Below are 23,133 nucleotides of genomic sequence, written 5' to 3'. Positions count from 1 at the left end.
ATCGGGACAGGTCAATCGTAATAAAGGCCTGACCTTGTTTTTACATTACAAAAGTACATAACATCTCTCATTAATAGAATGGTGTTTAAACTATAAAAAGAATTTTCTTTACTAAATAAATGTAAGCGATTCCACCACTAGTGGAATCTATTAAAATCTTTTTTATAAGAGAATTCATAAAAGGAGTGTAGCAAAATGAAGGCGTCAAAAGACTTTCTTGCATCATTAGGTTTTGCATCCGGTGATTTATACGATTTGCCAACATCAACAAAGCGTTTTCCTGATGGTGCACAATATCGAGTCGAAATTCCTAGTGTGGAGGGACCAAGAGCACTTGAGGCAACTCTTGAGGAAATTGAACGCTTAAAATTAACAGTACATCGCGTGTCACAAGGAAGTGGCATCATGCTCTTAACAGATGATGAAATTAAAGAGATGTGTGAGATGAGTGCACAGAAACAAATGGAATTAAGTTTGTTTGTTGGACCACGAGGCACTTGGGATATTAGTGCACAGCCATTAACAAGTGCAGGGAAGGTTGTGGCCCTACGTCATGAAGGTGCTGATCAGCTCGTATATGCAATGGAAGATTTAAAACGTGGAGCAGAGTTAGGTTTACGCGGAGCTTTAGTAGCAGATGAGGGATTATTGATATTAACAAAGGAAATGAAAAAGCAAGGTATCCTTCCGCAAAACTTTGTTGTGAAAGTTTCCGTACAAATGATGGCCTCAAACCCTGTTTCGATTAAATTAATGCAGGATTTAGGAGCTGATACATATAACGTGCCTACTGCTCTTACTCTTCCAAAATTAGCGGCAATCAGACAAGCAATTGATATACCAATTGATCTTTATGTTGAAGTTCCAGATAATTTTGGCGGATTTATTCGTCATTATGAAATTCCAGAATTTATCCGAGTCTTAGCACCTGTTTATATAAAATTTGGAATGCGAAATCATCCTGATGTGTATCCATCTGGAACTCATCTCGATTCAACAAATATTGCTTTATGTAAAGAAAGAGTACGTAGAGCACAACTAGGAATGCAAATCATTGAGCGCTATTGTCCAGATGCGATCATGTCCAAACCAGGTGCAGAAGGACTAGGAATTCCTGCTGTTAGTGGAAATGCTATATTTAGAGGTTAATAAATTAGTAAATTAATAAAAAATACGGAAGGTGATTAAAATGACAACATTAGCAGACGTGAAAACATATTTGAATTACATTAATGGAAGTTGGGTGCCGTCAACAACAGAGCAAGTATGTGCGAGCATTAATCCTGCATATAAGAACGAAATTGTCGGATATGTGCAAACATCTGATAAAGAGGATTTAGATAAAGCTGTAGCAGTAGCTAAACAGGCACAAGTTAGTTGGAGAAAGCTATCTGCACCTGCAAGAGGTGAGTTTCTCTTTAAAATTGCTAATGCGATTGAAGCTCGTATTGACGAAATCGCAGAAACGATGACAAAGGAAATGGGTAAAACATTCCCGGAAGCAAAAGGTGAAACAGCTCGTGGAGTGGCCATTCTCCGCTATTACGCTGGTGAGGGAATGCGTAAAGTTGGCGATGTAATTCCATCAACAGATAGTGAAGCATTAATGTTCACCAGCCGTGTACCACTTGGTGTAGTTGGTGTGATTACACCTTGGAATTTCCCGGTAGCCATTCCAATTTGGAAAATGGCACCTGCTCTTGTCTATGGAAACTCAGTCGTATTTAAACCAGCGCAAGAGACAGCGGTTACTGCCGCTAAAATAATTGAATGCTTTGATGAAGCAGGCTTGCCAAACGGTGTTGTGAATATGGTGACTGGAAAAGGTACTGTCATTGGGCAAGGAATAAGTGATCATCCAGATATAAATGGTATCACATTTACAGGTTCTGACAGTGTCGGTAAACGAGTTGGTCAAGCAGCATTAGCACGCGGTGCAAAATATCAGCTTGAAATGGGCGGGAAAAATCCAGTAATTGTAACAGTTGATGCTGATCTAGATCTGGCAGTAGAGGCTACAATTAGCGGTGGTCTACGCTCAACAGGACAAAAATGTACGGCAACTAGCCGCGTCATTGTACAGAAGGAAATCTATAATGAATTTAAAGAAAAATTAGTAGCAAAAGTTAGTGAGATAACAGTTGGAGACGGATTACATGAGGGAATCTGGATGGGACCATGTGCAAGTGAAAGCCAGCAAAACACAGTTCTTTCTTACATCGAAAAAGGGATAAATGAAGGCGCTACTGTCCTTTATGGTGCAAAGAAACTAGAAGGTCCTGAATTTGAAGATGGCTTTTACGTTGAGCCAACACTCTTTGAAGATGTCACACCAAACATGACTATTGCACAAGAGGAGATCTTTGGTCCTGTACTAGCTTTAATCAAAGTTGATTCGATTGAAGAAGCTCTACAAGTTGCAAACGATGTTCAATTTGGCCTAAGTGCGTCTATCTTTACTACTAATATCGGAAACATGCTTTCATTTATCAATGATATTGAGGCAGGTCTCGTTCGAATAAATGCAGAATCTGCAGGAGTTGAATTACAAGCACCATTCGGTGGAATGAAACAATCCAGCTCCCACTCACGTGAACAAGGCCAAGCAGCAATCGAGTTTTTTACTTCTATTAAAACAGTGTTTGTAAAAGGGTGATTTGATTATTGATCGGTTGATTGGGGACAGTCCCTACGCATTGATGGGGGACAGTCCCCAAACTGCATCTCTTAAACCATAAATGGAGGATAGCCCCTACATATAAAGAAAATGGACCTATATAAAGATATTAATATAAAAAGAGGGACAGTCCCCACACTTAGATGAGGGACTGTCCCCCACCCACAAGGGAGGACTCAAAAAATGTCAGTAAAGTATCCATATATCAACAATAGCATCAACCCGTACCGCGACAATGTGCAGGGGAAGGCTAATGAGCCGATTTGTGTTGCTGGTTTGCTAGATCGTTCCAAACAAATTTTAGGCGCAGCGTATGAAGGTGATAAGCCTGATTGGACATTAGAAGAGGTATATAATCGTTTACACGAGAATGCCCCTAGGATAGCGATTATCGGGGGATCGTCGGACCATCCTGCACATATTATGGATTTTCAAACGTCGGCACGAGCGGCTATTCGCATTTGGCAAAATGGCGGTGTACCATTTTATTTTTCAACTCCTGTTATGTGTGATGGAACGGCACAAAGCAATCAAGGAATGAGCTATTCTCTACAAAGTCGAAATGCTGTAGCACAAATGGTTGTCAATCAGCTAGAGGCACATAGTTATCATGGAGCTTTTGTGATTCAAGGCTGTGATAAACAACCTTTAGGAGTTGTCAGTGCGCTTGCTCATTTAGACCGGGTGAGAAAGGACCGTGGAGAGGCACCATTTTTTGCAACCTTTGCTCCAGCACATGTCCTTCAGGGTGGAACAATACCAGAGAAATTGTTTGCAGAGTTAGAAGAAGTTGCTAAACGAGCGGAATCACAAGGTGCAGAGGATATTGCATTCGACCTCCGTGATACTATGGCATATATATTACAGTGCTCATCAAACACAGCGTTTCAAGGTGTCCTTCAACGAGCTAAGGAGCATGGTTTTATTACACAGGCAGAGCATGATGAATATGAAAGACAACTAGCGGTTCATACATGTGATGGTCAAGGTGGTGTGTGCGCATTTAATGGTACTGGTAATAGCTCACGACATCTTGTAGCAGGTATGGGGCTTGTTCATCCCGAGCTTGAGCTGCTGGCAGCACCACCAACACAGGAACAAATAAATAAATCAGTTGATAGCTTAGCAACGATGATTAATGATCCTATATATGGTGTATCAAATATACTAGCTGCTAATATTAAAAATGCTATTCGTATCCACAGTGCATCAGGTGGATCGACCAATCTCATGATGCATATCGTTGCAGCAATGCTCTATGGCGGATATAAATTTAGTTTGTGGGATTTGGATGAGATTCACCATGAAGTACCAATTCCAGATTTATTTAATTATAGCTTAACAGAAGGCAGAGATATTTTTGCATTAGCTACTCAATGCTGTTCGGGATCAAGCCGCGGGATGGAGACGCTTTTCCACGAATTGCTAGAAAATGGTGTACCAATGGATGTTAACGCACCTACGGTTACTGGTACGACTTGGCTTGAGCGCTTATCAGATGAAACAGCTGCATTATCGGCTAAAAATGTTAGAGATAATCCTGTCATTTTATCAACTCCGAAACGTTCCTTTAGTGGTGTTGATGTACTTAAAGGGAACTTCTTTGAAAGCGCTGTCGTAAAAATTAGCGGAATGACGACAAATCAGCTGAATGTGTTTGATAAAAAAGCAGCATTTGTGCTCTATTATGAAAATGAAGATGATGCAAATCAAAGTTTATTGAATAGTAAGCTTCTCGAGGAATTAAAGGATCAAAGAAGCTTTTCATTTAAAGATATGATCGCGATGGTACGTCATAACACACCTGAGTTATATGAAACTTGTAAGCTCTTAGAATATGATGAGTTATTTGAAGTGATGGTAAAGGAAGGTAGTTTAAAAATATCTATTATAATTTCGGGGCAGGGTCCACTTGCCTTTGGTATGCCAGAAATGTTTACGCCGATGCAGCATATTAATGCAAATCGAAATTTAAAACGTCTAGCAACCTTAATCAGTGATGGTCGTTATTCGGGAGTCACATACGGTGCTGCGATTGGACATATGACACCAGAAGCTAAAGATGGAGGAGGCATTCTTTATTTACAAACAGGAGATCTGCTTTATCTAAATTTCCGTGGACACAGCATTGAGTTTCTAGATCAGGCAGCATTTCGTAATGGAGAGGTATGTTTCTCTTTTGACTCAATAAAATCAACTCGTCATGATCTTGGTGAAGAACGTCTATCACGGATTAAGAAGCGCCAGAAGTTAATTGCAGCCAGCAATCGAATGCTTGGACACACTGATGCAGCATACGGAGTTGTTCCACTGGCAGTATCGAGTGATGCTGAACTGAATTATCGCGTAGACGTTAGCATCCCTAATGAAAAACAAAAGAATAGTTAACTAACACATAAACTATTAAGAAGAGGCTGGGACATAACTAGCTTCAGATAGTGAGAAAGGTGAATTTGAGGGTACTCAAATTCACCTTTCTCTATTTTTGTGTATAAATTCTTCTATTACCTTAGTTTCTGGCAGTGAATTTTCTTAAATTCACTGCCATTAACGCAAGGCCCATTTCGTTTTCTACCCTCGATTTTCCTCGGACAGAAAATCGAGTGAAACGCAAATTAGCCTTCAAGAATCCAAAAACTGGTTCCACATCGATTTTGCGTTTTCGATAGATGGCACTCGTTTCCTCTTCTGAAAGCTTCACTCTTACATATTCTTTTTGCTGTTCCCATTTTTCATTCACCATTAGTTTTCGATTATTGCCTTCTTTTGCTTTTGTACATGATGAACGGAATGGGCATCCCGAACAGTCTTCGCACTCGTAGATTTTGCAATTCCGTTGGAAACCTGTACGGTCATTACGGACAGAATGATATTGAAATTCAAGACGTTTCTGATTAGGGCATGTATATGTATCTGTTTCTTCATCATACTGCCAGTTGTCGGGATTAAATTTGTTTTGTTTGTACTTTTTCTTTTGTTCCTTCAAATACATGTTATAGGTAATAAGTGCTTCTCGTTTTCTGTTCGAAAGGATATCATTAAAGTTTTGTTCACTACCATAACCTGCATCTGCGACAAGGTGTTTCGGTAACTCGAAATAATGCTGCTCGATCTCATCTAGAAATGGAATTAACGTACGCGTATCTGTTGGGTTAGAAAATAAACTATAGGCAAGCGAGTATTGACCTTCCGTTGCGATTTGTACATTGTAACCAGCTTTCAATTGTCCATTTTGCATATGATCATCTTTCATTCGCATAAATGTTGCATCCGGATCTGTTTTAGAATAGCTATTCCGAGTGCCAAAGATTTCAAAGTCTTGTTGGTATTTCTGTTTTCGTAAGACAAAATCAATCAACTGTTTACGGACTTGTTTCGGGTATTTGCGTTCATTTCTTAAGGCTTTTCGTTCTGTCACGTCTGATGATACTTCAATTTGTTTATCATACGCGGTTACGACATTGTCCACTTTTTGAACCAATTGAGTGAGCTCTTCTAATGATAACTGCTCATCGCTTTCACGCTCAATTTCAGGTATGATTTCGTTCTCAAGTAGCTCATTGTATAGCTGGTTTGACTTTTCAATTAAACTTTGATGATATTTCTCAATTGATTTCTTCCAGACAAACGTAAATTTATTCGCATTCGCTTCAATCTTTGTACCATCAATAAAAATCGCTTCTTGATCGATAAGTTTTTCTTCGATTAATCGGCAACGGAATTGGACGAAACATTGGCGAATTATTTCTTTCACTTCAGGTTGCACACGGAATCGGTTGATTGTACGGTAGCTTGGTTCATACCCTTGAGCTAACCACATCATACGGATACTATCATTTAATAAAGCTTCAATTTTACGCCCTGAAAAGACAGATTGTGTGTAGGCACATAAGATAATTTTAAGCATCATGCGTGGATGATAGGCAGGACAACCCTCATTTCGAAGAAATGGTTCGAACGCTTCATGAGGGATACTTTCAACTAAATGATGGACATGGAAGGCGATATCATTATTTTGTAATTTTACTTCTAAATCTAAAGGCAAAACTAATTGATTCATGGTATAATTTTTAAACATAAGGACCCTTCTTTCGGATGAAATTTTGTGTGGTAACTTTATTTTATCAGAAGTGGTCCTTATTTTTATTCAAAAAATAATCAAAGCCGGTGAAATTTTACTCGTCGTAAAATTTCACCGGCTTTTTCATCTAAGAGGTGGGTTTTGTCCCAGCCTCTTTTTTTTGCTGATTAGCGTAAATTATAAAATTCTTGTACTGTGGATAACACTTTGACATCCAGCTCCAGCGCCCAACGACTAGTGATCACACCCCTTGTACGCTAAGTCAACATCGAACGCTTGCGCTTTATGTTTTTTGAAAAACTATTGTTTAACCTAGCCTCAAGTGTGGAACAGTTATTATATAGAACGCTCATGAGTTTGGAAGTCTCTAAATCTAACTCTTTAAAGCGCTTCCAATCATATTGTGTTTTTTACACAATGATTGAACCGAATCTTTGTATTTCCGATACATTGTTACAAATTGTTCACAATTGTAAAATTATCAGTAAGAAAACATTATGAAACTTTTATTCATCTATATCCTCTGGGGGTGTATGCAGTGCAGGTTATTACAAGAGACTTTTTCTTATATCTATCAAAAAACAAAGCGTTGAATCGAGCAGCCCAAAATTGGGGAGGGAATATTGCTGCTGGCAAAATTGTTGGTGGTCTAGATTTTCCTAGCTCAATTAAGTTTATTAAAGAGCTAAATGAGGAAGGTTTATCCGTTACAGTGGATCATTTAGGTGAGTTTGTGACAAGCCATGAGATAGCAAGAGAAAGAACAGCTGAGTGTATTCAGACGATTGAGAATATCGCAGTACAAGGTTTAGATTCACAAGTATCACTAAAAATGACGTCATTAGGCTTAGATATTGATAAGAAACTTGTTTATGAAAATATGACTAGAATCCTTGACATCGCGGAAAAGCACCACATAATGGTCACAATTGATATGGAAGATGAACAACGTTGTCAAAAAATACTTGATATTTTCAAAGACTTTAAACAACGCTATACCTATATTAGTACTGTTCTACAAGCCTATTTATATCGTACGGAAGATGATATGAAGGATTTAAATCAATACAATCCATTTCTTCGTCTAGTAAAGGGTGCCTATAAAGAATCAGCTAAAGTTGCATTTCCTGATAAAGCGGATGTTGATGAAAATTACAAAAAAATTATTAAAATGCATTTATTAAATGGGAATTACACAGCCATTGCCACACATGATGATGCAATGATTGACTATACAAAAAAACTAGTAAAAGAACACCATATCCCAACAACTCAATTTGAGTTTCAAATGCTATACGGAATGCGCACGGCAACACAAAAGGAATTGGTCAAAGAGGGCTATAAAATGCGTGTTTATGTTCCGTACGGGAATGACTGGTATGGCTATTTTATGAGACGGCTTGCTGAGCGTCCATCAAATATTGCTTTTGCTTTAAAAGGAATGACACAAAAATAAGAAGAGTCTTTGAATTTTATCGGTAAGGTCTTACTGTCCGTTAAGAATGGGAAAATTAAAATAGAAGGAGTCGATTGATATGACAACAGCTTACAAGCATGAACCATTTACTGACTTTAGCATTGAGGAAAACCGTATTGCGTTTGAAAAGGCACTTGCCAATGTAAATGAAATAATGGGAAAAGCTTATCCACTTGTGATAAATGGAGAAAAAATTTCAACAGAGGATAAAATTGTTTCTTATAATCCCGCTAATAAAAAAGAGGTTGTCGGTATTGTATCGAAAGCGAACAAAGAACATGCGTCCATGGCTATCCAAGCTGCAGCGGAGGCATTTGAAGAGTGGAGATATTGGAATCCAGAAGAAAGGGCGAATATTCTATTTAGAGCTGCTGCGATTATTCGTCGTAAAAAGCATGACTTTTCTGCTCTACTCGTTAAAGAAGCTGGTAAGCCATGGAATGAGGCTGATGCGGATACGGCTGAAGCAATTGACTTTTTGGAATACTATGGTCGCCAAATGATTGAATTAGCAAAAGGAAAGCCAGTGAATAGCCGAGAAGGTGAGATCAATAAATATATTTACACGCCAACAGGAGTAACAGTTGTCATCCCGCCATGGAATTTTTTATTTGCGATTATGGCTGGTACAACAGTTGCACCAATTGTGACAGGAAATACAGTCGTTCTAAAACCTGCTAGTACTACCCCGGTAATTGCTGCTTTATTCGTTGAAGTGTTAGAAGAAGCAGGTTTACCGAAGGGGGTTGTAAACTTTGTTCCTGGTAGTGGCGCTGAAGTCGGCGACTATTTAGTCGACCATCCAAAAACAAGTATTATTACGTTTACAGGTTCTCGTGAAGTTGGTACACGTATTTTTGAACGTGCTGCAAAGGTTCAACCAGGGCAAATGCATTTAAAACGCGTCATTGCTGAAATGGGTGGAAAAGATACAGTCGTTGTCGACAAAGACTGTGATTTGGAACTAGCTGCTCAATCCATTTTCGCTTCTGCGTTTGGATTTGCCGGTCAGAAATGCTCCGCAGGCTCCCGTGCTGTAGTTCATGCAGAAGTTTATGATCAAGTGCTTCAACGTGTTGTGGAAATTACAGAACAAAAAATCACTGGAAACCCAGAACATGCAGACACGTATATGGGTCCCGTTATTGATCAAAGTTCTTATGATAAAATTATGGATTACATTCGAATTGGCGGGGAAGAAGGCCGCTTAATGAGCGGTGGTAAAGGTGATAATTCGAAAGGTTACTTTATCGAACCAACAATCTTTGCTGATTTAGATCCTAATTCTCGCCTCATGCAGGAAGAAATCTTTGGTCCTGTTGTGGCGTTTGCAAAAGCTAAAGACTTTGATGAGGCTCTAAAAATTGCAAACAACACTGAATATGGCTTAACAGGTGCTGTCATTACAAAAAACAGACAACATATTGAGCGCGCAAAACATGAATTCCATGTAGGGAACTTATATTTTAATCGAAACTGTACAGGTGCAATCGTTGGCTATCATCCATTTGGCGGCTTCAAAATGTCTGGAACAGATTCAAAGGCAGGTGGTCCAGATTACTTGGCTCTTCATATGCAAGCAAAAACAATTAGTGAAATGCTGTAACCATTTTTGATAGAAAGTAGATAAACTGAGACTTCCATCAGAGGGGGGCTTCATCCCCCACTGATGGTTAGCGACACTTATCGGATCTATACGGGCAGTTAGCCAAACTTATCTTCTGTGCTTCTCTCAAATCTTGAAGTGGGGGTTTTACTGCCCGTTAAGATGTGATATTAAAATCTGCTTTCTATTATTCTACTTTTGTAGTATATTTATACAATATTTTATATAAAAATTAAGGCAAAGTGGACGATGGGGGAATAAGATGGTTAATTTACAGCTGATTTTATCGATTTGCGTTTATATGGTTGGGATGCTTTTAATTGGTTATTATGCGTATAAACGTACTTCAAATCTATCAGATTATATGCTCGGGGGAAGAAATCTTGGTCCGGCAGTAACAGCGTTAAGTGCTGGTGCATCGGATATGAGTGGCTGGCTTATGATGGGCTTGCCTGGTGCTATGTATTCGACTGGCTTATCAGCTACCTGGATTGTCATTGGTCTAACATTGGGGGCATGGGCTAACTGGCTTTATGTTGCACCGAGGTTGCGTACATATACTGAAAAGGCAAATGACTCAATTACGATACCAGCATTTCTAGAAAATCGTTTTAATGACACAACAATGATTCTGCGTTTATTTTCAGGAATTATTATCATCATCTTTTTCACCTTTTATGTTTCTTCTGGAATGGTATCAGGCGGGGTATTGTTTAATAGTATTTTAAATCTTGATTACCATACCGGTTTATGGTTAATTACTGGGGTAGTTGTAGCCTATACATTATTTGGTGGATTCTTGGCGGTTAGTTGGACTGATTTTGTACAAGGAATTATTATGATTGTTGCATTAATATTAGTGCCTGTTGTGACATTGCTTCACGTTGGCGGTCCAACAGAAGCTGTTACTGAAATTCGTTCGATTGATCTTGATCTGCTAGATATATTTCAAGGAACAAGTTTACTCGGCATTATTTCATTATTTGCCTGGGGTCTTGGCTATTTTGGACAACCACATATCATTGTCCGTTTTATGGCGATTACATCAGTAAAAGAAATAAAGAAGGCCCGTCGCATCGGAATGAGCTGGATGATTTTTTCAAGTATCGGTGCAATACTAACAGGTTTTCTTGGCATTGCCTACTATTCAAAAGAAGGTATGAAAATCAGTGATCCTGAAACAATTTTTATTGAATTAGGAAATATTCTGTTCCATCCAATCATAACCGGCTTTTTAATTTCTGCCATTTTAGCTGCAGTTATGAGTACAATTTCGTCACAATTACTAGTGACATCAAGCTCATTAACAGAAGACTTATACAAAACCTTTTTCCGCAGATCGGCGTCTGATAAAGAATTAGTCTTCATGGGACGTTTATCTGTATTAGTTGTATCCATCCTGGCTTTATGCTTAGCGTGGACCCAAAATAACACGATACTTGGTCTTGTAAGCTACGCTTGGGCTGGATTTGGTGCTGCATTTGGGCCTGTTATTATTTTAAGTTTATATTGGAGTAGAATGACAAAATGGGGCGCCCTTGCTGGGATGATTATTGGTGCGGTAACAGTTATTGTTTGGTCGAAATTGGGGTTATCTGATGTGTTATACGAAATTATTCCAGGTTTTGTTGCTAGCCTTTTAGCTGTTTATATTGTGAGTTTACTAACTTCTAAGCCCTCTGTGCAGGTAAGTGAGAAGTTTAGTGAGATTACGAAATCGATGTGAAACTAAAATCAAAAGAATTATCTTAAATCGAGGCTCTGTTTGCGTAAAAGCGAATAGAGCTTTTTTCATGCAATAAACACTTTGAGTGACAATTACTTGAAGGTTTTATTGATGTTACAATAAATAAGAGCCATTTATCCTGGTGAAATAACATTAGATAGGAGAAACGAAAGCAATGGTCAATTTAAGTACACCAAGTCCGCAACGTTATGATCAAATGAAAGAGAGAAAAATGCGGTACGACTCCACAGTTGTAGAACATAGCTGTCTAGTGTTAGAAACAAAAAATCAAAATATCGTGCTTTTTCATAAAATAGTAGATTCTTTTACAATGAAAGCAAATGAAACAAAATTAACCATACCCAAAGGTAGTTATACAATTGCATATTACTGGAATGATCGTCCATATAATTTGTACATCTGGAGAGATAATAAAGGAAATTATTTAGGTGCTTATTTTAATATTGTAAAAAATACTTATATGACTGATCAATTTGTATCTTTTGAGGATTTGATTATTGATATTATGGTTCTCCCTAGTGGAGACTATTTTATTTTGGACGAGGATGAGTTACCAGAGCCATTAGATCGTTTTGAAAATGGGTCTGTTCTACATACTCTAAATTTATTAATAAATACCATAGATATTTTTCTATCCAAAGTTATTTCGGAAACTGAGAATACTTATAGTCATGAAGAACTTCTTCCTTGGCTGATTAACAGATAACTTAGGCAATAATAAAAATTAGACATCCATGTCAGATATATATAGATTACAATGGTTCGACATATGCAAGCGAAGAAATATTTTGAAAAACACTTGGAATTAATTAAGGACCTAATAAGTATTCAGGAGCGATGTAAAACATCATAAATGTGAATAATTTCAAAAAATATTAATCAAACACACACTATTTCTACTACTTCCACTATAATTAAAATTAACAAAACATGGAAAGTGGGGATAGCATGATTGCTTCTTATTCACTTAAAGAAATAGCATGGAAGCGTATCGTATTTTTTCTATTTTTAATCATTATCCCGAATTATCTTGTCATGCAAGTACAGCTTGTAGGTCCTGTCGATGACATGGTGGGTCTTGGAACAGCGCTTGATCTTGTCATTATCTTGCCATTAGTACTTTATTTTTTTGGTTTTATGAAAAGGGTTTCTTGGCTAGTGTTGTTTGCCTTTGTCTTCTGGGGGGGTCTTCTTGCTAACTGGATGATTCCTAATGAAGCAGATGGGTATCTGTCCTATTTCAACCACTCTGTTATCGTATTAGAGGCTGGGATCATTGTTTTAGAATTGGTCCTATTTATCGCTATCGTAAAAAGGTTTCCGTTGCTCCTTAGGAATCATAAGAACGAGAAGAACATGCATTATCACTTTTTGTTAAGTTTTACAGCTGCTATCCAAAGCACATTTTCATTCAGGAATGAAAGATTGAATAAATTCCAGTTCACACTAAGGATTTTGGCAACAGATATTGCCGCGATCTACTATAGTTTGTTCAGTTGGAGAAAAAGCGCACCTAGTATTGAACAAGGCAAAGGCCATGCTTTCACCTATCATAAGGATGGAAGTTATTTAGGTGTATTTTTCATGCTCGTTCATGCTATGGCTCTTGAGATTATTGCGGTGCACATCTTGGTTGCTCAATTTAGCCATACTGCTGCTTGGATCGTCACAGGGCTTGATGTTTATACTTTATTGTTCATTATTTCTGATTACCAAGCCATCCGTTTATCCCCAGTTGTGTTAGATTCAAAGGGCATTCATTTTCAAAAAGGGATTAGACATTACGGCTTTATTGCATGGGAACAAGTAAATGGAGTAGAAGAAAATACAAAGTATCCAAAAGAAGTGGGGCAAGACCGCAAAAGCATAGTATTAGCACTCCATGGCCTTGAAAAAGAGCAAATTCCATACGTATTGAAATTAAACGAACCAGTAGAAATCCAACAAATCTTCGGATTTAAGAAAACTATCCAATCCATTTATGTGAAAATGGATGAGGCACATAAATTTAATGAAACAGTTCGTTTTTATACGAAGGGATATTAAAGATTATCACTTGCTCTGCACCTGTATCTATTTTTAACAAAAATATTAGAAAGGTCGAAAAGTCTAGGAGTTAATTTGTTATTGTTCTGGGGCACTCCTTAGTGCTAACCTAATTTTAGCTTCTAAAAGCTTCTTTACGGGGAATGAAGGCGCCTTTCGATGTTTTGGTTCAGACAAAGTGTATATAGTTTAATAATTACAGGGAAATGCGTCCTTAGAAACTATCGAGAAGTTGAATGTCCTAGTGGATTCTTTGAATGATCATAAAAAATCGTATTTAAAAATTTATTTATAAGAAGGCCGTGAAAATATGAACTCAGTAAATGAACATGCAATGGGAAATTGGAAAAAGAATATTATTCTCTTTTTAAGTAGTCAGACGATCTCACTTTTTGGTTCGGCCTTAGTTCAATATGCGATTATGTGGTATGTAACGCTAACTACGGAGTCAGGTGTGATGATGACGTTGTTTATCATTTGTGGCTTCATTCCAACCTTTATTTTATCCCCTATAGCAGGGGTATGGGCGGATCGCTACAATCGAAAAATCTTGATAATTTTATCAGATGCACTAATTGCGCTTGCGACATTGATACTCGCAATTGTATTTTTAATGGGGTATGATGCGACTTGGTTACTTTTTGTCATGGCTGCTATTCGTGCAATCGGGACAGGAATTCAAACCCCAGCGGTCGGTGCTATTTTACCGCAAATCGTGCCAAAGGATAGGCTGACGAAAGTAAATGGTACTAATGGAAGTCTGCAAGCAATTATTATGTTCGTGGCTCCAATGGTTAGCGCGGCACTATTATCAATGGCTTCCATAGAAATAATTCTCTTTATCGATGTCATTACTGCGGTGATTGCAATTTTCACGCTACTTGCATTTTTTCAAATTCCTCTGCATGAGAAGGCATCCGAAAAACTAACAACTAGCTATTTCAACGACTTTAAACAAGGCGTAATATATATTAATAAACATGATTTTCTAAAGACGTTCTTTCTGTTTTTTGCCATTTTCTTTGTCTTAATGGCACCTGCTGCATTTTTAACACCACTGCAGGTTACCCGTAGCTTTGGAGATGATGTTTGGCGACTAACAGCAATCGAAATTGCTTTTTCAATTGGCATGATGGCTGGTGGAGGAATAATCGCGTCTTGGGGAGGTTTTCAAAATAAGGTTCATACGATGACATTTGCAAGTCTTTTAATGGGTGCTTGTACATTTGCACTAGGTATTGTTCCTATCTTTTGGATGTATTTAATATTTATGGCCGTATTTGGACTTGCGATGCCTATTTTTAATACGCCAACAACTGTATTATTACAGGAGAAAATAGATGAGAATTATCTAGGACGGATTTTTGGTGTATTTGGGATGATTTCTACTTCAATGATGCCGATTGGGATGCTCATTTTCGGTCCAATCGCGGATATAATGAGAATTGAATGGTTACTGATAGGAACAGGATTACTAATCTTAATACTTTCTTTTTTCTTAGGCAGGAACAAAGTATTAATAGAAACAGGAAAGCCAGTATTGAAGGGAACATCTAATTAAATATATTGCCTGGTTTACTAAATTCATTGTTTAGTAATTGTTGGATTTCCTTATTAAACGAACTGGTGCTTGAGTTTAACGGTGGAGTTGCTACGGCAGCTCCTTTTGCTATTGAACTTACCGTACAGGGGAATGGAAGAAGTGTAATATCCCTTTGACTTTTTCAAAAAGGCACTCTATAATAACACTGTACTTTTAAATGATAAGGAGGATTATTAAAAAATGACACACTCTATGAAATTACGTTTCCCATCTTTGAACCAGTAATTGAATATGTTCAAAGGCTCTGTTTGTGAAACAGAGTAAACGGGATTAGTCTGTCCTTTTTCAATAATCTTCATTTCAACTATCGTTATTTAATTTTAATGTGAAGAAAGGCGGATCATTCTGGCTTTCTTTAATTTTGTGTAATTTCCCTTCTTTTTTAGGAAGGGAGGTTTATTTGGTGATACCTACTTTTATTAACACGAAACGAATAGGCTGGGGCAGTTTCTCTTTACTCTAAATCACAGGCATCTTGTCTGTGATTTTTTATATTCTTTTTTCATATGGTTGGAGGGATTTTAGATGAAGATGTTACTTTTCTATTAAAAAGGGCTTAATTTTTAGACCTTAAGAGGAAAAATTAGATACGTAATTTTTGAAGTGATTGATAAAAATGGAAAATAACAATTGGTAACTAAAATTTTTTGCAATATATACAGGGTATTAGGTGTATTAATTATTCTTAATGCAGTCTTAACAATGAATTTAAATTGGAGGGAAAATCATGCAATTCTTATTATTTTATTGATACGAGCTTGTTCTAGAAGCTCGTATCGATTCAAGCTATCGATACGAAATCACAAAAATTTCGGGAGGTAGCGATAATGGAACAAATATGTTTTGAATTAGAAAATATCGAATTGACCTATTTAGATAAAGAAGTTTTAAAGATTGAGCGGTTAGCTGTCCATCAATTTGACCGTATCGGCATCGTCGGGAAAAATGGTGCAGGGAAAAGTACAATATTAAAGTTACTGGCAGGTATGGTTCAACCAACAAATGGAAAAGTGCATCGCCAAGTAGAGTGCGGTTATTTTAAGCAACTTGAAGCTCCAACAGCCACAGATGCTGATCCAGCGTTAATTGGAAAATTAGCCGTACCAAAAGATTCTGATCAGTTAAGCGGTGGCGAGCAAACAAGGCTCAAGCTTGCACAACTGTTTACACATTATTACGAAGCATTATTAATTGATGAGCCGACAACACATTTGGATCAGGATGGAATTTCGTTCTTACTTGATGAATTACAATATTATTATGGAGCGCTTCTATTAGTGAGTCATGATCGTGCTGTACTAGACGAACTAGTCACTACGATTTGGGAAGTACGTGAAGGGAAGGTCTATGTTTATTCTGGTAATTACAGTGAATACATGGTGCAGAAGCAATTAGAACGTAACAGGCAAATTCAAGAGCATGAACAGTTCATAAAAGAGAAGAGTCGACTCGAAAAAGCGGCACAAGAAAAAATGATAAAGGCTGAAAAAGTTGCTCAATCAGGGCGGATGTCAAAAAGAGAAGCGAATGCGAAACCGAACAAGACGTTTATGACGAAATCAAAAGGGTCGAGTCAAAAAGCCGTCCAACGTGCAGCGAAAGCCATTGAGCATCGAATAGAAAAACTTCAGGAGGTCGAAGCTGTAAAAGTGGAAAGGCCAATCGTCTTCCATCAATCAAAGTCAGCGGAACTGCATAATAGGTTCCCGATTATGGCAGACAGACTCACTCTCCAAATAGAGAACAAAGTACTATTAGATGAAGTAAGTTTTCAGCTACCACTCGGTAAAAAAATAGCGATTACGGGTAGTAATGGTAGTGGCAAAAGTACATTGCTTCAACAAATTATGGATAATGCGTCCGGTTTAACCATTTCTCCAAAAGCGAAAATTGGTTACTTTCGTCAAATGAGTTATCAATTTACGAGTGATGAAACGGTATTGCAATTCGTAAAAAACGTTTCTGAATATGATGAAGGATTTTTACGAAGTGTTTTACATTCGATGCAGTTTGTCGGTACAGATATACAAAAAAGTGTGAATTCATTAAGTGGTGGAGAAGCAATTCGCCTCCAACTTTGTCGGTTGTTCTTAGGGGAATATAATATTTTATTGTTAGATGAACCGACTAACTTTTTGGATATTCAAGCCATTGAAGCATTAGAAAAGTTTATCTCTGCATATGAAGGTACAATCGTATTTGTATCACATGATAAAGAGTTTATAAAAAATGTCGCAGATCTAGAATTTAAAATTTACAACAAAAAACTGATTCAATAGTCATTTCAAGTTTAAATAAAATAAGCCGCCAAACCATTTTGGTGGCTTATTCTTCTATTTTAATTCCAGAATTTTTTTCAGTCACCAAAATGGGAAAGCTAAACTTAAACTATAGTACCTTGAGTTAGACAAAAATTGGACTTTTCGTTATTTAATATCGATATAACAATAAAGAAAGAGCATGAAATAGCTTTATAACTCATGCTCAATTCATGTTACAGTTTTAATGTTTGCACCTCAAAACTGAACTACTTAGAGAATGAGTTGCTGTTTTTATAGTTAAACCCTATCTTAAAGTTGTCTTGATAGTAAATGGTGATGAGTAGTTAAAAAAGACTCGGCATGAAGACTAAGCTTTTTTTGAATTAGTTAGTAGTTCTGAAGACTTTCGGAAAAATAATAATAACTGAATCTTTAGTAAAGAAATCTCTTTACTCTATTTCTTCTAAAATAGAAAAGTAATTAGCAACTAGTTGAGCAAGCTTTTCAACTAGTTGCTTTGCTATAGTATCCTGAACATTTTTTAGTGGTAACAGGCTAGTTTCAATCAGAAATTTTCGAGGTTTTTTTGAGTGTAATAGTTCATCTTGGATAAAGTCTATTAACTCGTTGTAATTTGCCTGTCCTTCATGTAAGTATAGACTTTTTTTCAAAGTTAATATCGTTTCAGAAATCTTTTGTTGAAGTGCCTGGTCGGTTCTGTTGTTTTCTGGAATCCAGTTCTCTAAAGTCTCAGGTTTGATTAGTTGCTCTCCAGATGCTGCCACTTCATTGACGGTGTTCGCAACTCTTTCAACACTATATGAGACTACTTGATGCATGCTGGAGTTTGAACCATGTGCCATGACATAATACTTTACGTTATGATGCAAAATTCCCATGAACATTATTGCACAATCTAATAAATATTTTCGTTTATTTTCACCAAAGATTTCTAAGAAACGCTTGTATATCCACTGAAGATTTTTTAATTGCCCCATTTTAATAAATTGTTTGAGCTCTGGGTCGTTGGAGACAAGGACTTCTTCAAAAAGCGCAATCAATTTATTTTTTTTATTTGTGTTCATTTGTAATTCAATTTGCTTTATGAAGATTTCAATTGAAGTAGGATCTTGGCCAATAAGTAGCTCATTCCGGTCTTGTTCCATCTTCTTATAAATGGCTTTAAATAAAGCGATTAATAATTCACTTTTAGATGAAAAATAATTATAAAATGTACCTTTTGAAATACCACTGTAGTCCAATATATCTTGAATAGATGTGGCTTGAAAACCTTTGTCAATAAATAATTGATGCGACATTTTTATTACATGCTGTTTCCGATCGTTCATATATATCACCTACCTTCTTATATATTATAGGCTCAATTGACTTCTGTATAAAGACACCAAATGACGCTTCTATGGCCTAAAAAACCACAATACCCATCCCTTTAAAAAATGTCCTTATTTTCTTCTTCCTTCTAGTTTACTTTAATAAGATACATTATTATACTGCTAGTATAAAAATCATCGTACCTCACTTTTTAATTTTAAACAAACCCCTTAAATAAAGGAATAAATTATCATTGCATTAATTGAACTATTGGTATATGATATTGTCTGTGTAAAATGACAGTACAAAATAATGAACTCGAAGTATAGAGGGGGAACAACGATGGATCATTCCATAAATAAGCCTGATCGTCCAAAATACGGCATCCTTGCTGTCTTGATGATAGGTGCGTTTATTGCATTTTTAAACAATACATTACTAAATATTGCTTTACCATCAATTATGATCGATTTAGATATTGAAACAGCGACTGTCCAATGGTTAACGACAGGTTTTATGTTAGTAAATGGAATTATGATTCCAACAACTGCATACTTAATTCAAAAATATTCTGTTCGACATCTTTTCATAGCTGCAATGGGATTGTTTACGATTGGAACACTTATCGCAGGGATTGCAGAAATATTTCCTATATTATTAGCAGGTAGAATGCTACAAGCTTCTGGTTCGGCAATTATGATGCCGCTCTTAATGAATGTTATGCTAGTTAGCTTTCCGGTAGAAAAAAGGGGAGCAGCGATGGGGGTTTTTGGCTTGATTTTGATGGCGGCACCAGCAATTGGTCCGACTTTATCAGGCTGGATTATCGAGCATTATGACTGGAGAATGCTCTTCCACTTTGTCACGCCAATTGCGATTATCGTTCTTTTAATTGGTTTTTTCTTACTTAAAAATAAAAAGGAAAAAGTCGATATCCGTCTAGATATATTTTCACTTTTATTATCAAGCATAGGTTTTGGTGGTATCCTCTATGGTTTTAGTTCCGCTGGAAGTAAAGGGTGGGCTAGTCCTCAAGTTTACTTAACAATTATCGTTGGGATTATTTCATTACTATCGTTTATCGTACGTCAAACAAAATTAGAACGACCAATGCTTAACTTCAGTATCTTTAAATATCCAATGTTTGCTTTATCTTCATCAATTACGATGGTCTTAAATATGGCGATGTTTTCAGGTATGCTGCTTTTACCAATTTATGTCCAAACAATTCGTGGCATATCTCCATTTGATGCTGGACTAATGATGTTGCCAGGAGCGCTTGCGATGGCCCTCATGTCACCGATTACTGGGAGATTATTTGATAAGTTTGGTGGACGTGTATTATCAATTATTGGTTTAGGTATTACAACAGTAACGACATTTTTTTTCAGTACATTATCACTAGATACGACATACACGTACTTAATGATCTTGCATGCTGTTAGAATGTTCGGAATGTCAATGGTTATGATGCCTGTCTCAACAAATGGTTTAAATCAATTACCAGCACGTTTTTATCCGCATGGAACTGCCATGAACAATACGTTAAACCAGGTTTCTGGAGCGATTGGAACAGCGTTATTGGTTACAATCATGTCTAATCGTACAGAATCAACTACAACAGAGTTAGCAGTTGATGCAACAAAAAATATCGTTGGCGAACCAACAAAAGCTGCACTTGCTGCCATGCAACAACAAATTGCTATCCAAGCCATGTTAGAAGGTATTAATTTTGCATTCTTTATCGCAGCATTTATTGCAGCAGTAGCACTGATTCTCTCTTTCTTTATTAAGCGAGCAAAACCAGCTGAAGATCTAAATGAACAAAAATCTTCTTATGAAAAAGTAGGTTCAGCTGTGTAAGCTCACGCGTATTTATAGTTTATAATATTTTAATTTACGAAACATATATAGACTGGCCAAAAAACATTGGAGGTTTTATCTAGTGGTTTTTGGCTTTTTTTCTAGAATTAATTAACAAGTTTAAAAAATAAAGGCAGTTTTTCGCTATGAGTATATTGTGCCTATAATGTAATTTCCGATAAAATGTAAATGTAATACAGTTTAACCTAGTAGATATCCTTTAAATGTTCATCCTATTAACAGTCTTTTGAAAAGAAAAACATTTTTTAGAACAGGCCATTCTTATATGGTGTTAAACTACTAATCTATACGATGTGAAGGGGATGGTGCACATGAAAGTAGGTTCAGCTCGAGCTGCAGCTGTTGAGTGGGTCATGCAGCAAGCAAGTCAGATGAATGAATTTCTTGGGGCTTACTTCAGCGGATCGACGGTTGGATTGCCTGATGACGAAGAGTTATCGGTGGGGTCTGATGTCGACGTAGTTATTGTCACTGCACATTCGGAGCCTCCACCTAAGCTTGGGAAGTTTATCTATCGCGATGCACTGGTTGAGGCCACGTATTTGACTTGGAAACAGTTAGCTTCTGTAGAAGAGGTATTAACATCCTATCACCTTGCAGGCAGCTTCCGAGTCGACACGATTATTTCCGATCCTACCGGATGTCTGAGCAGACTACAAAAACAGGTGTCTCGTCATTTTGCTGAAGAGATGTGGGTACGACGAAGGTGCGAGAATGCCCGACAGAGGGTAGAAAACGGACTAAGGGCAATTGATATCTCAGCACCATTGCATGATCAGATAATGTCTTTGATCTTTCCGGGTGGTGTGACTACTCACGTCCTCCTCGTAGCCGCACTCAGAAATCCAACCGTTCGGCTTCGCTATCTTGCTGCTCGCGAGGTGCTTATGGAATACGGTTATGACAGTCTTTACGAAGATCTGCTAAAATTACTTGGTTGTGCACATCTAACTCCCGAGCGCGTCGAACAGCATCTTGATGAGCTTGCTCAAACCTTTGACGATACTGCTAGTGTTGCGAAGACACCGTTCTTTTTCAGTACAGACATAACCGCGAAAGCAAGACCGATTGCAATTGATGGTTGCCGTGAACTCATCCGTGCTGGTAACCATAGGGAAGCTGTCTTTTGGATCGTTGCAACCTTTGCACGCTGTCACAAGATCTTAGCGGCAGATGCTACACCTGAGCTACGCCGCGCACACTATCCAGCATTTGCAGCAATCGTCGCAGACCTTGGTATCACCTCGACTGCAGACATCATTCGTCGTGCTGAAGATGTTATGAAGTTTTTACCTAGGTTATGGGAGATAACCGAGAAAATTATATTGGCCAATCCCAATATTGTGGCCAAATAGTATAGAGCTTGTTCATTAGATGAGTTTGATGAATTTGTGAGAGCATAAGAGGAAATTCATTGAATATATAAGAAGGCAAAGTCAATAAATCAAGGGAAAAATCTCGAAGAATTACAAAATATAACTGGAATCGATAAACCTCAGCATATAAATAAGCGCTTTACATTAGTTTCAGAGTCTGAGAAATACGGTAGTTATAATTGGGTAGGGGGGTAACCTGCCCAATTATGTTTAAAGCATCGTAAACGTGCGTTAATCCATGTAAGTTCAATCTGAGTGAGCCTAAGTATCGTCAAACAAACATAAGAAGTAATACATAATTATCTAGAAGCCACAACTTACTTTCTAATAGCATATTAATTCTTGAGGTTCATTTCATCGCAAAGTAGTAGTATGATAATAGATATTGAGGTGAACATATGGCACGCGAGCGGAAATTTTCAACAGAGGATTTATTCAAAGCTACAAAAGAACTACTTCTAGATATTGGCTATGAAGGTTTTACATTTAGTCTCCTTGCTGATCGTTTACATGTAGCTCGAGGGACTTTGTATAAATACTATGAGAATAAAGATGAATTAATAACAGATTTTATGATTTATGAAATGCAACAATTTTTATTAGAACTAGAACAAATTAAGGATGTTAAAGGTTTTGAAGCACAATTTGACTTCCTGTTAAATCTCATATTTAGTCATAGTGAAGTTCAGCACCTAATAGGGATTGCTCAACAAATTCCAAAAGAATCAAATGAAAAGGTAAGAGCAAATATCAATCATTTAGAAAAACATCATCTGGATATGTATCACCATTTACAAGCATTTGTTGAACTCGGAAGAAAAGAAAACGTCCTAAAACAAGCAATACCAGACGGATTGATATTAGGTTTTATATTTCAAACGATCGCCATTCCGAACCATTTCGGAGTGCCATACAATGAATGGGTGGAATCGATTAAGCATATTATTAGTCATGGAATGTTCACACCTAGATAATTGACACTTGCATCACTATTAATGATAATTAAAGGTGACACGAGTGTCATTTTATTTTTAACTAAAGTG

16 protein-coding genes are annotated in these 23,133 nt (G+C 37.2%); 14 read left to right on the top strand and 2 right to left on the bottom strand.

Annotated elements, in window-relative coordinates; translation table 11 throughout:
• Positions 1-195: 195 nt before the first annotated feature.
• The 3 genes from WCV66_RS23235 to WCV66_RS23225 all read left to right on the top strand — a co-directional run bounded on the left by WCV66_RS23235 (position 196) and on the right by WCV66_RS23225 (position 5,065).
• Positions 196-1,149: a U32 family peptidase gene (locus WCV66_RS23235; protein WP_338787024.1), complete on the top strand. Its 954-nt coding sequence runs from the start codon at positions 196-198 to the stop codon at positions 1,147-1,149.
• A 40-nt stretch (positions 1,150-1,189) separates the two neighbouring features.
• Complete coding sequence (gene gucD / locus WCV66_RS23230; protein ID WP_338787023.1) at positions 1,190-2,656, top strand: alpha-ketoglutaric semialdehyde dehydrogenase GucD; 1,467 nt, start codon at positions 1,190-1,192, stop codon at positions 2,654-2,656.
• 204 nt (positions 2,657-2,860) lie between these two features.
• Positions 2,861-5,065: a dihydroxy-acid dehydratase gene (locus WCV66_RS23225; RefSeq protein WP_338787022.1), complete on the top strand. Its 2,205-nt coding sequence runs from the start codon at positions 2,861-2,863 to the stop codon at positions 5,063-5,065.
• A 121-nt stretch (positions 5,066-5,186) separates the two neighbouring features.
• Here the strand turns inward: WCV66_RS23225 and WCV66_RS23220 are convergent, their stop codons facing one another.
• Positions 5,187-6,755 (bottom strand): IS1182 family transposase, encoded by a 1,569-nt coding sequence (locus WCV66_RS23220; RefSeq protein ID WP_338787021.1) that lies wholly within the window; start codon positions 6,753-6,755, stop codon positions 5,187-5,189.
• Positions 6,756-7,296: 541 nt separating this feature from the next.
• Here WCV66_RS23220 and WCV66_RS23215 point away from each other — a divergent pair.
• The 8 genes from WCV66_RS23215 to WCV66_RS23185 all read left to right on the top strand — a co-directional run bounded on the left by WCV66_RS23215 (position 7,297) and on the right by WCV66_RS23185 (position 17,516).
• Complete coding sequence (locus WCV66_RS23215; RefSeq protein ID WP_066325133.1) at positions 7,297-8,214, top strand: proline dehydrogenase family protein; 918 nt, start codon at positions 7,297-7,299, stop codon at positions 8,212-8,214.
• 79 nt (positions 8,215-8,293) lie between these two features.
• Positions 8,294-9,841 (top strand): L-glutamate gamma-semialdehyde dehydrogenase, encoded by a 1,548-nt coding sequence (pruA, locus tag WCV66_RS23210; protein WP_066325135.1) that lies wholly within the window; start codon positions 8,294-8,296, stop codon positions 9,839-9,841.
• A gap of 310 nt (positions 9,842-10,151) precedes the next feature.
• Entirely contained in the window at positions 10,152-11,567 is a 1,416-nt protein-coding gene (gene putP, locus WCV66_RS23205; protein ID WP_413789692.1) for a sodium/proline symporter PutP, read from the top strand.
• A gap of 175 nt (positions 11,568-11,742) precedes the next feature.
• Positions 11,743-12,294 (top strand): DUF402 domain-containing protein, encoded by a 552-nt coding sequence (locus WCV66_RS23200; protein WP_338787020.1) that lies wholly within the window; start codon positions 11,743-11,745, stop codon positions 12,292-12,294.
• A gap of 242 nt (positions 12,295-12,536) precedes the next feature.
• Positions 12,537-13,634: a hypothetical protein gene (locus tag WCV66_RS23195; RefSeq protein ID WP_338787019.1), complete on the top strand. Its 1,098-nt coding sequence runs from the start codon at positions 12,537-12,539 to the stop codon at positions 13,632-13,634.
• Between the two features lie 310 nt (positions 13,635-13,944).
• Positions 13,945-15,195 carry an MFS transporter gene (locus tag WCV66_RS23190; protein ID WP_338787018.1) on the top strand — a complete coding sequence of 417 codons (1,251 nt, stop codon included), beginning with the start codon at positions 13,945-13,947 and terminating at the stop codon, positions 15,193-15,195.
• A gap of 222 nt (positions 15,196-15,417) precedes the next feature.
• Positions 15,418-15,462, top strand: a complete 45-nt coding sequence (locus tag WCV66_RS26920; protein WP_413789691.1) for an erythromycin resistance leader peptide — start codon at positions 15,418-15,420, stop codon at positions 15,460-15,462.
• 602 nt (positions 15,463-16,064) lie between these two features.
• Positions 16,065-17,516: an Msr family ABC-F type ribosomal protection protein gene (locus WCV66_RS23185; protein WP_338787017.1), complete on the top strand. Its 1,452-nt coding sequence runs from the start codon at positions 16,065-16,067 to the stop codon at positions 17,514-17,516.
• Positions 17,517-17,947: 431 nt separating this feature from the next.
• Here WCV66_RS23185 and WCV66_RS23180 read toward each other — a convergent pair whose 3' ends face one another.
• Entirely contained in the window at positions 17,948-18,847 is a 900-nt protein-coding gene (locus tag WCV66_RS23180) for a TetR/AcrR family transcriptional regulator (RefSeq protein WP_338787016.1), read from the bottom strand.
• 325 nt (positions 18,848-19,172) lie between these two features.
• On the opposite strand from WCV66_RS23180, the gene WCV66_RS23175 reads away from it, so the two are divergent.
• The 3 genes from WCV66_RS23175 (at position 19,173) to WCV66_RS23165 (ending at position 23,064) form a co-directional block, all read left to right on the top strand.
• Positions 19,173-20,693: a DHA2 family efflux MFS transporter permease subunit gene (locus WCV66_RS23175; protein ID WP_338787015.1), complete on the top strand. Its 1,521-nt coding sequence runs from the start codon at positions 19,173-19,175 to the stop codon at positions 20,691-20,693.
• Positions 20,694-21,025: 332 nt separating this feature from the next.
• On the top strand, positions 21,026-22,069 hold the full coding sequence (locus WCV66_RS23170; protein WP_338787014.1) for a hypothetical protein: 1,044 nt from the start codon (positions 21,026-21,028) through the stop codon (positions 22,067-22,069).
• Between the two features lie 419 nt (positions 22,070-22,488).
• Complete coding sequence (locus WCV66_RS23165; protein ID WP_338787013.1) at positions 22,489-23,064, top strand: TetR/AcrR family transcriptional regulator; 576 nt, start codon at positions 22,489-22,491, stop codon at positions 23,062-23,064.
• The last annotated feature ends 69 nt before the right edge of the window (positions 23,065-23,133 follow it).

It is taken from the genome of Metabacillus rhizosphaerae (assembly GCF_037201795.1).
GTDB lineage: Bacteria > Bacillota > Bacilli > Bacillales > Bacillaceae > Metabacillus > Metabacillus rhizosphaerae.
Note: the sequence above shows the minus strand (reverse complement) of the source record. Positions and strands in the feature narration are given on the sequence as shown.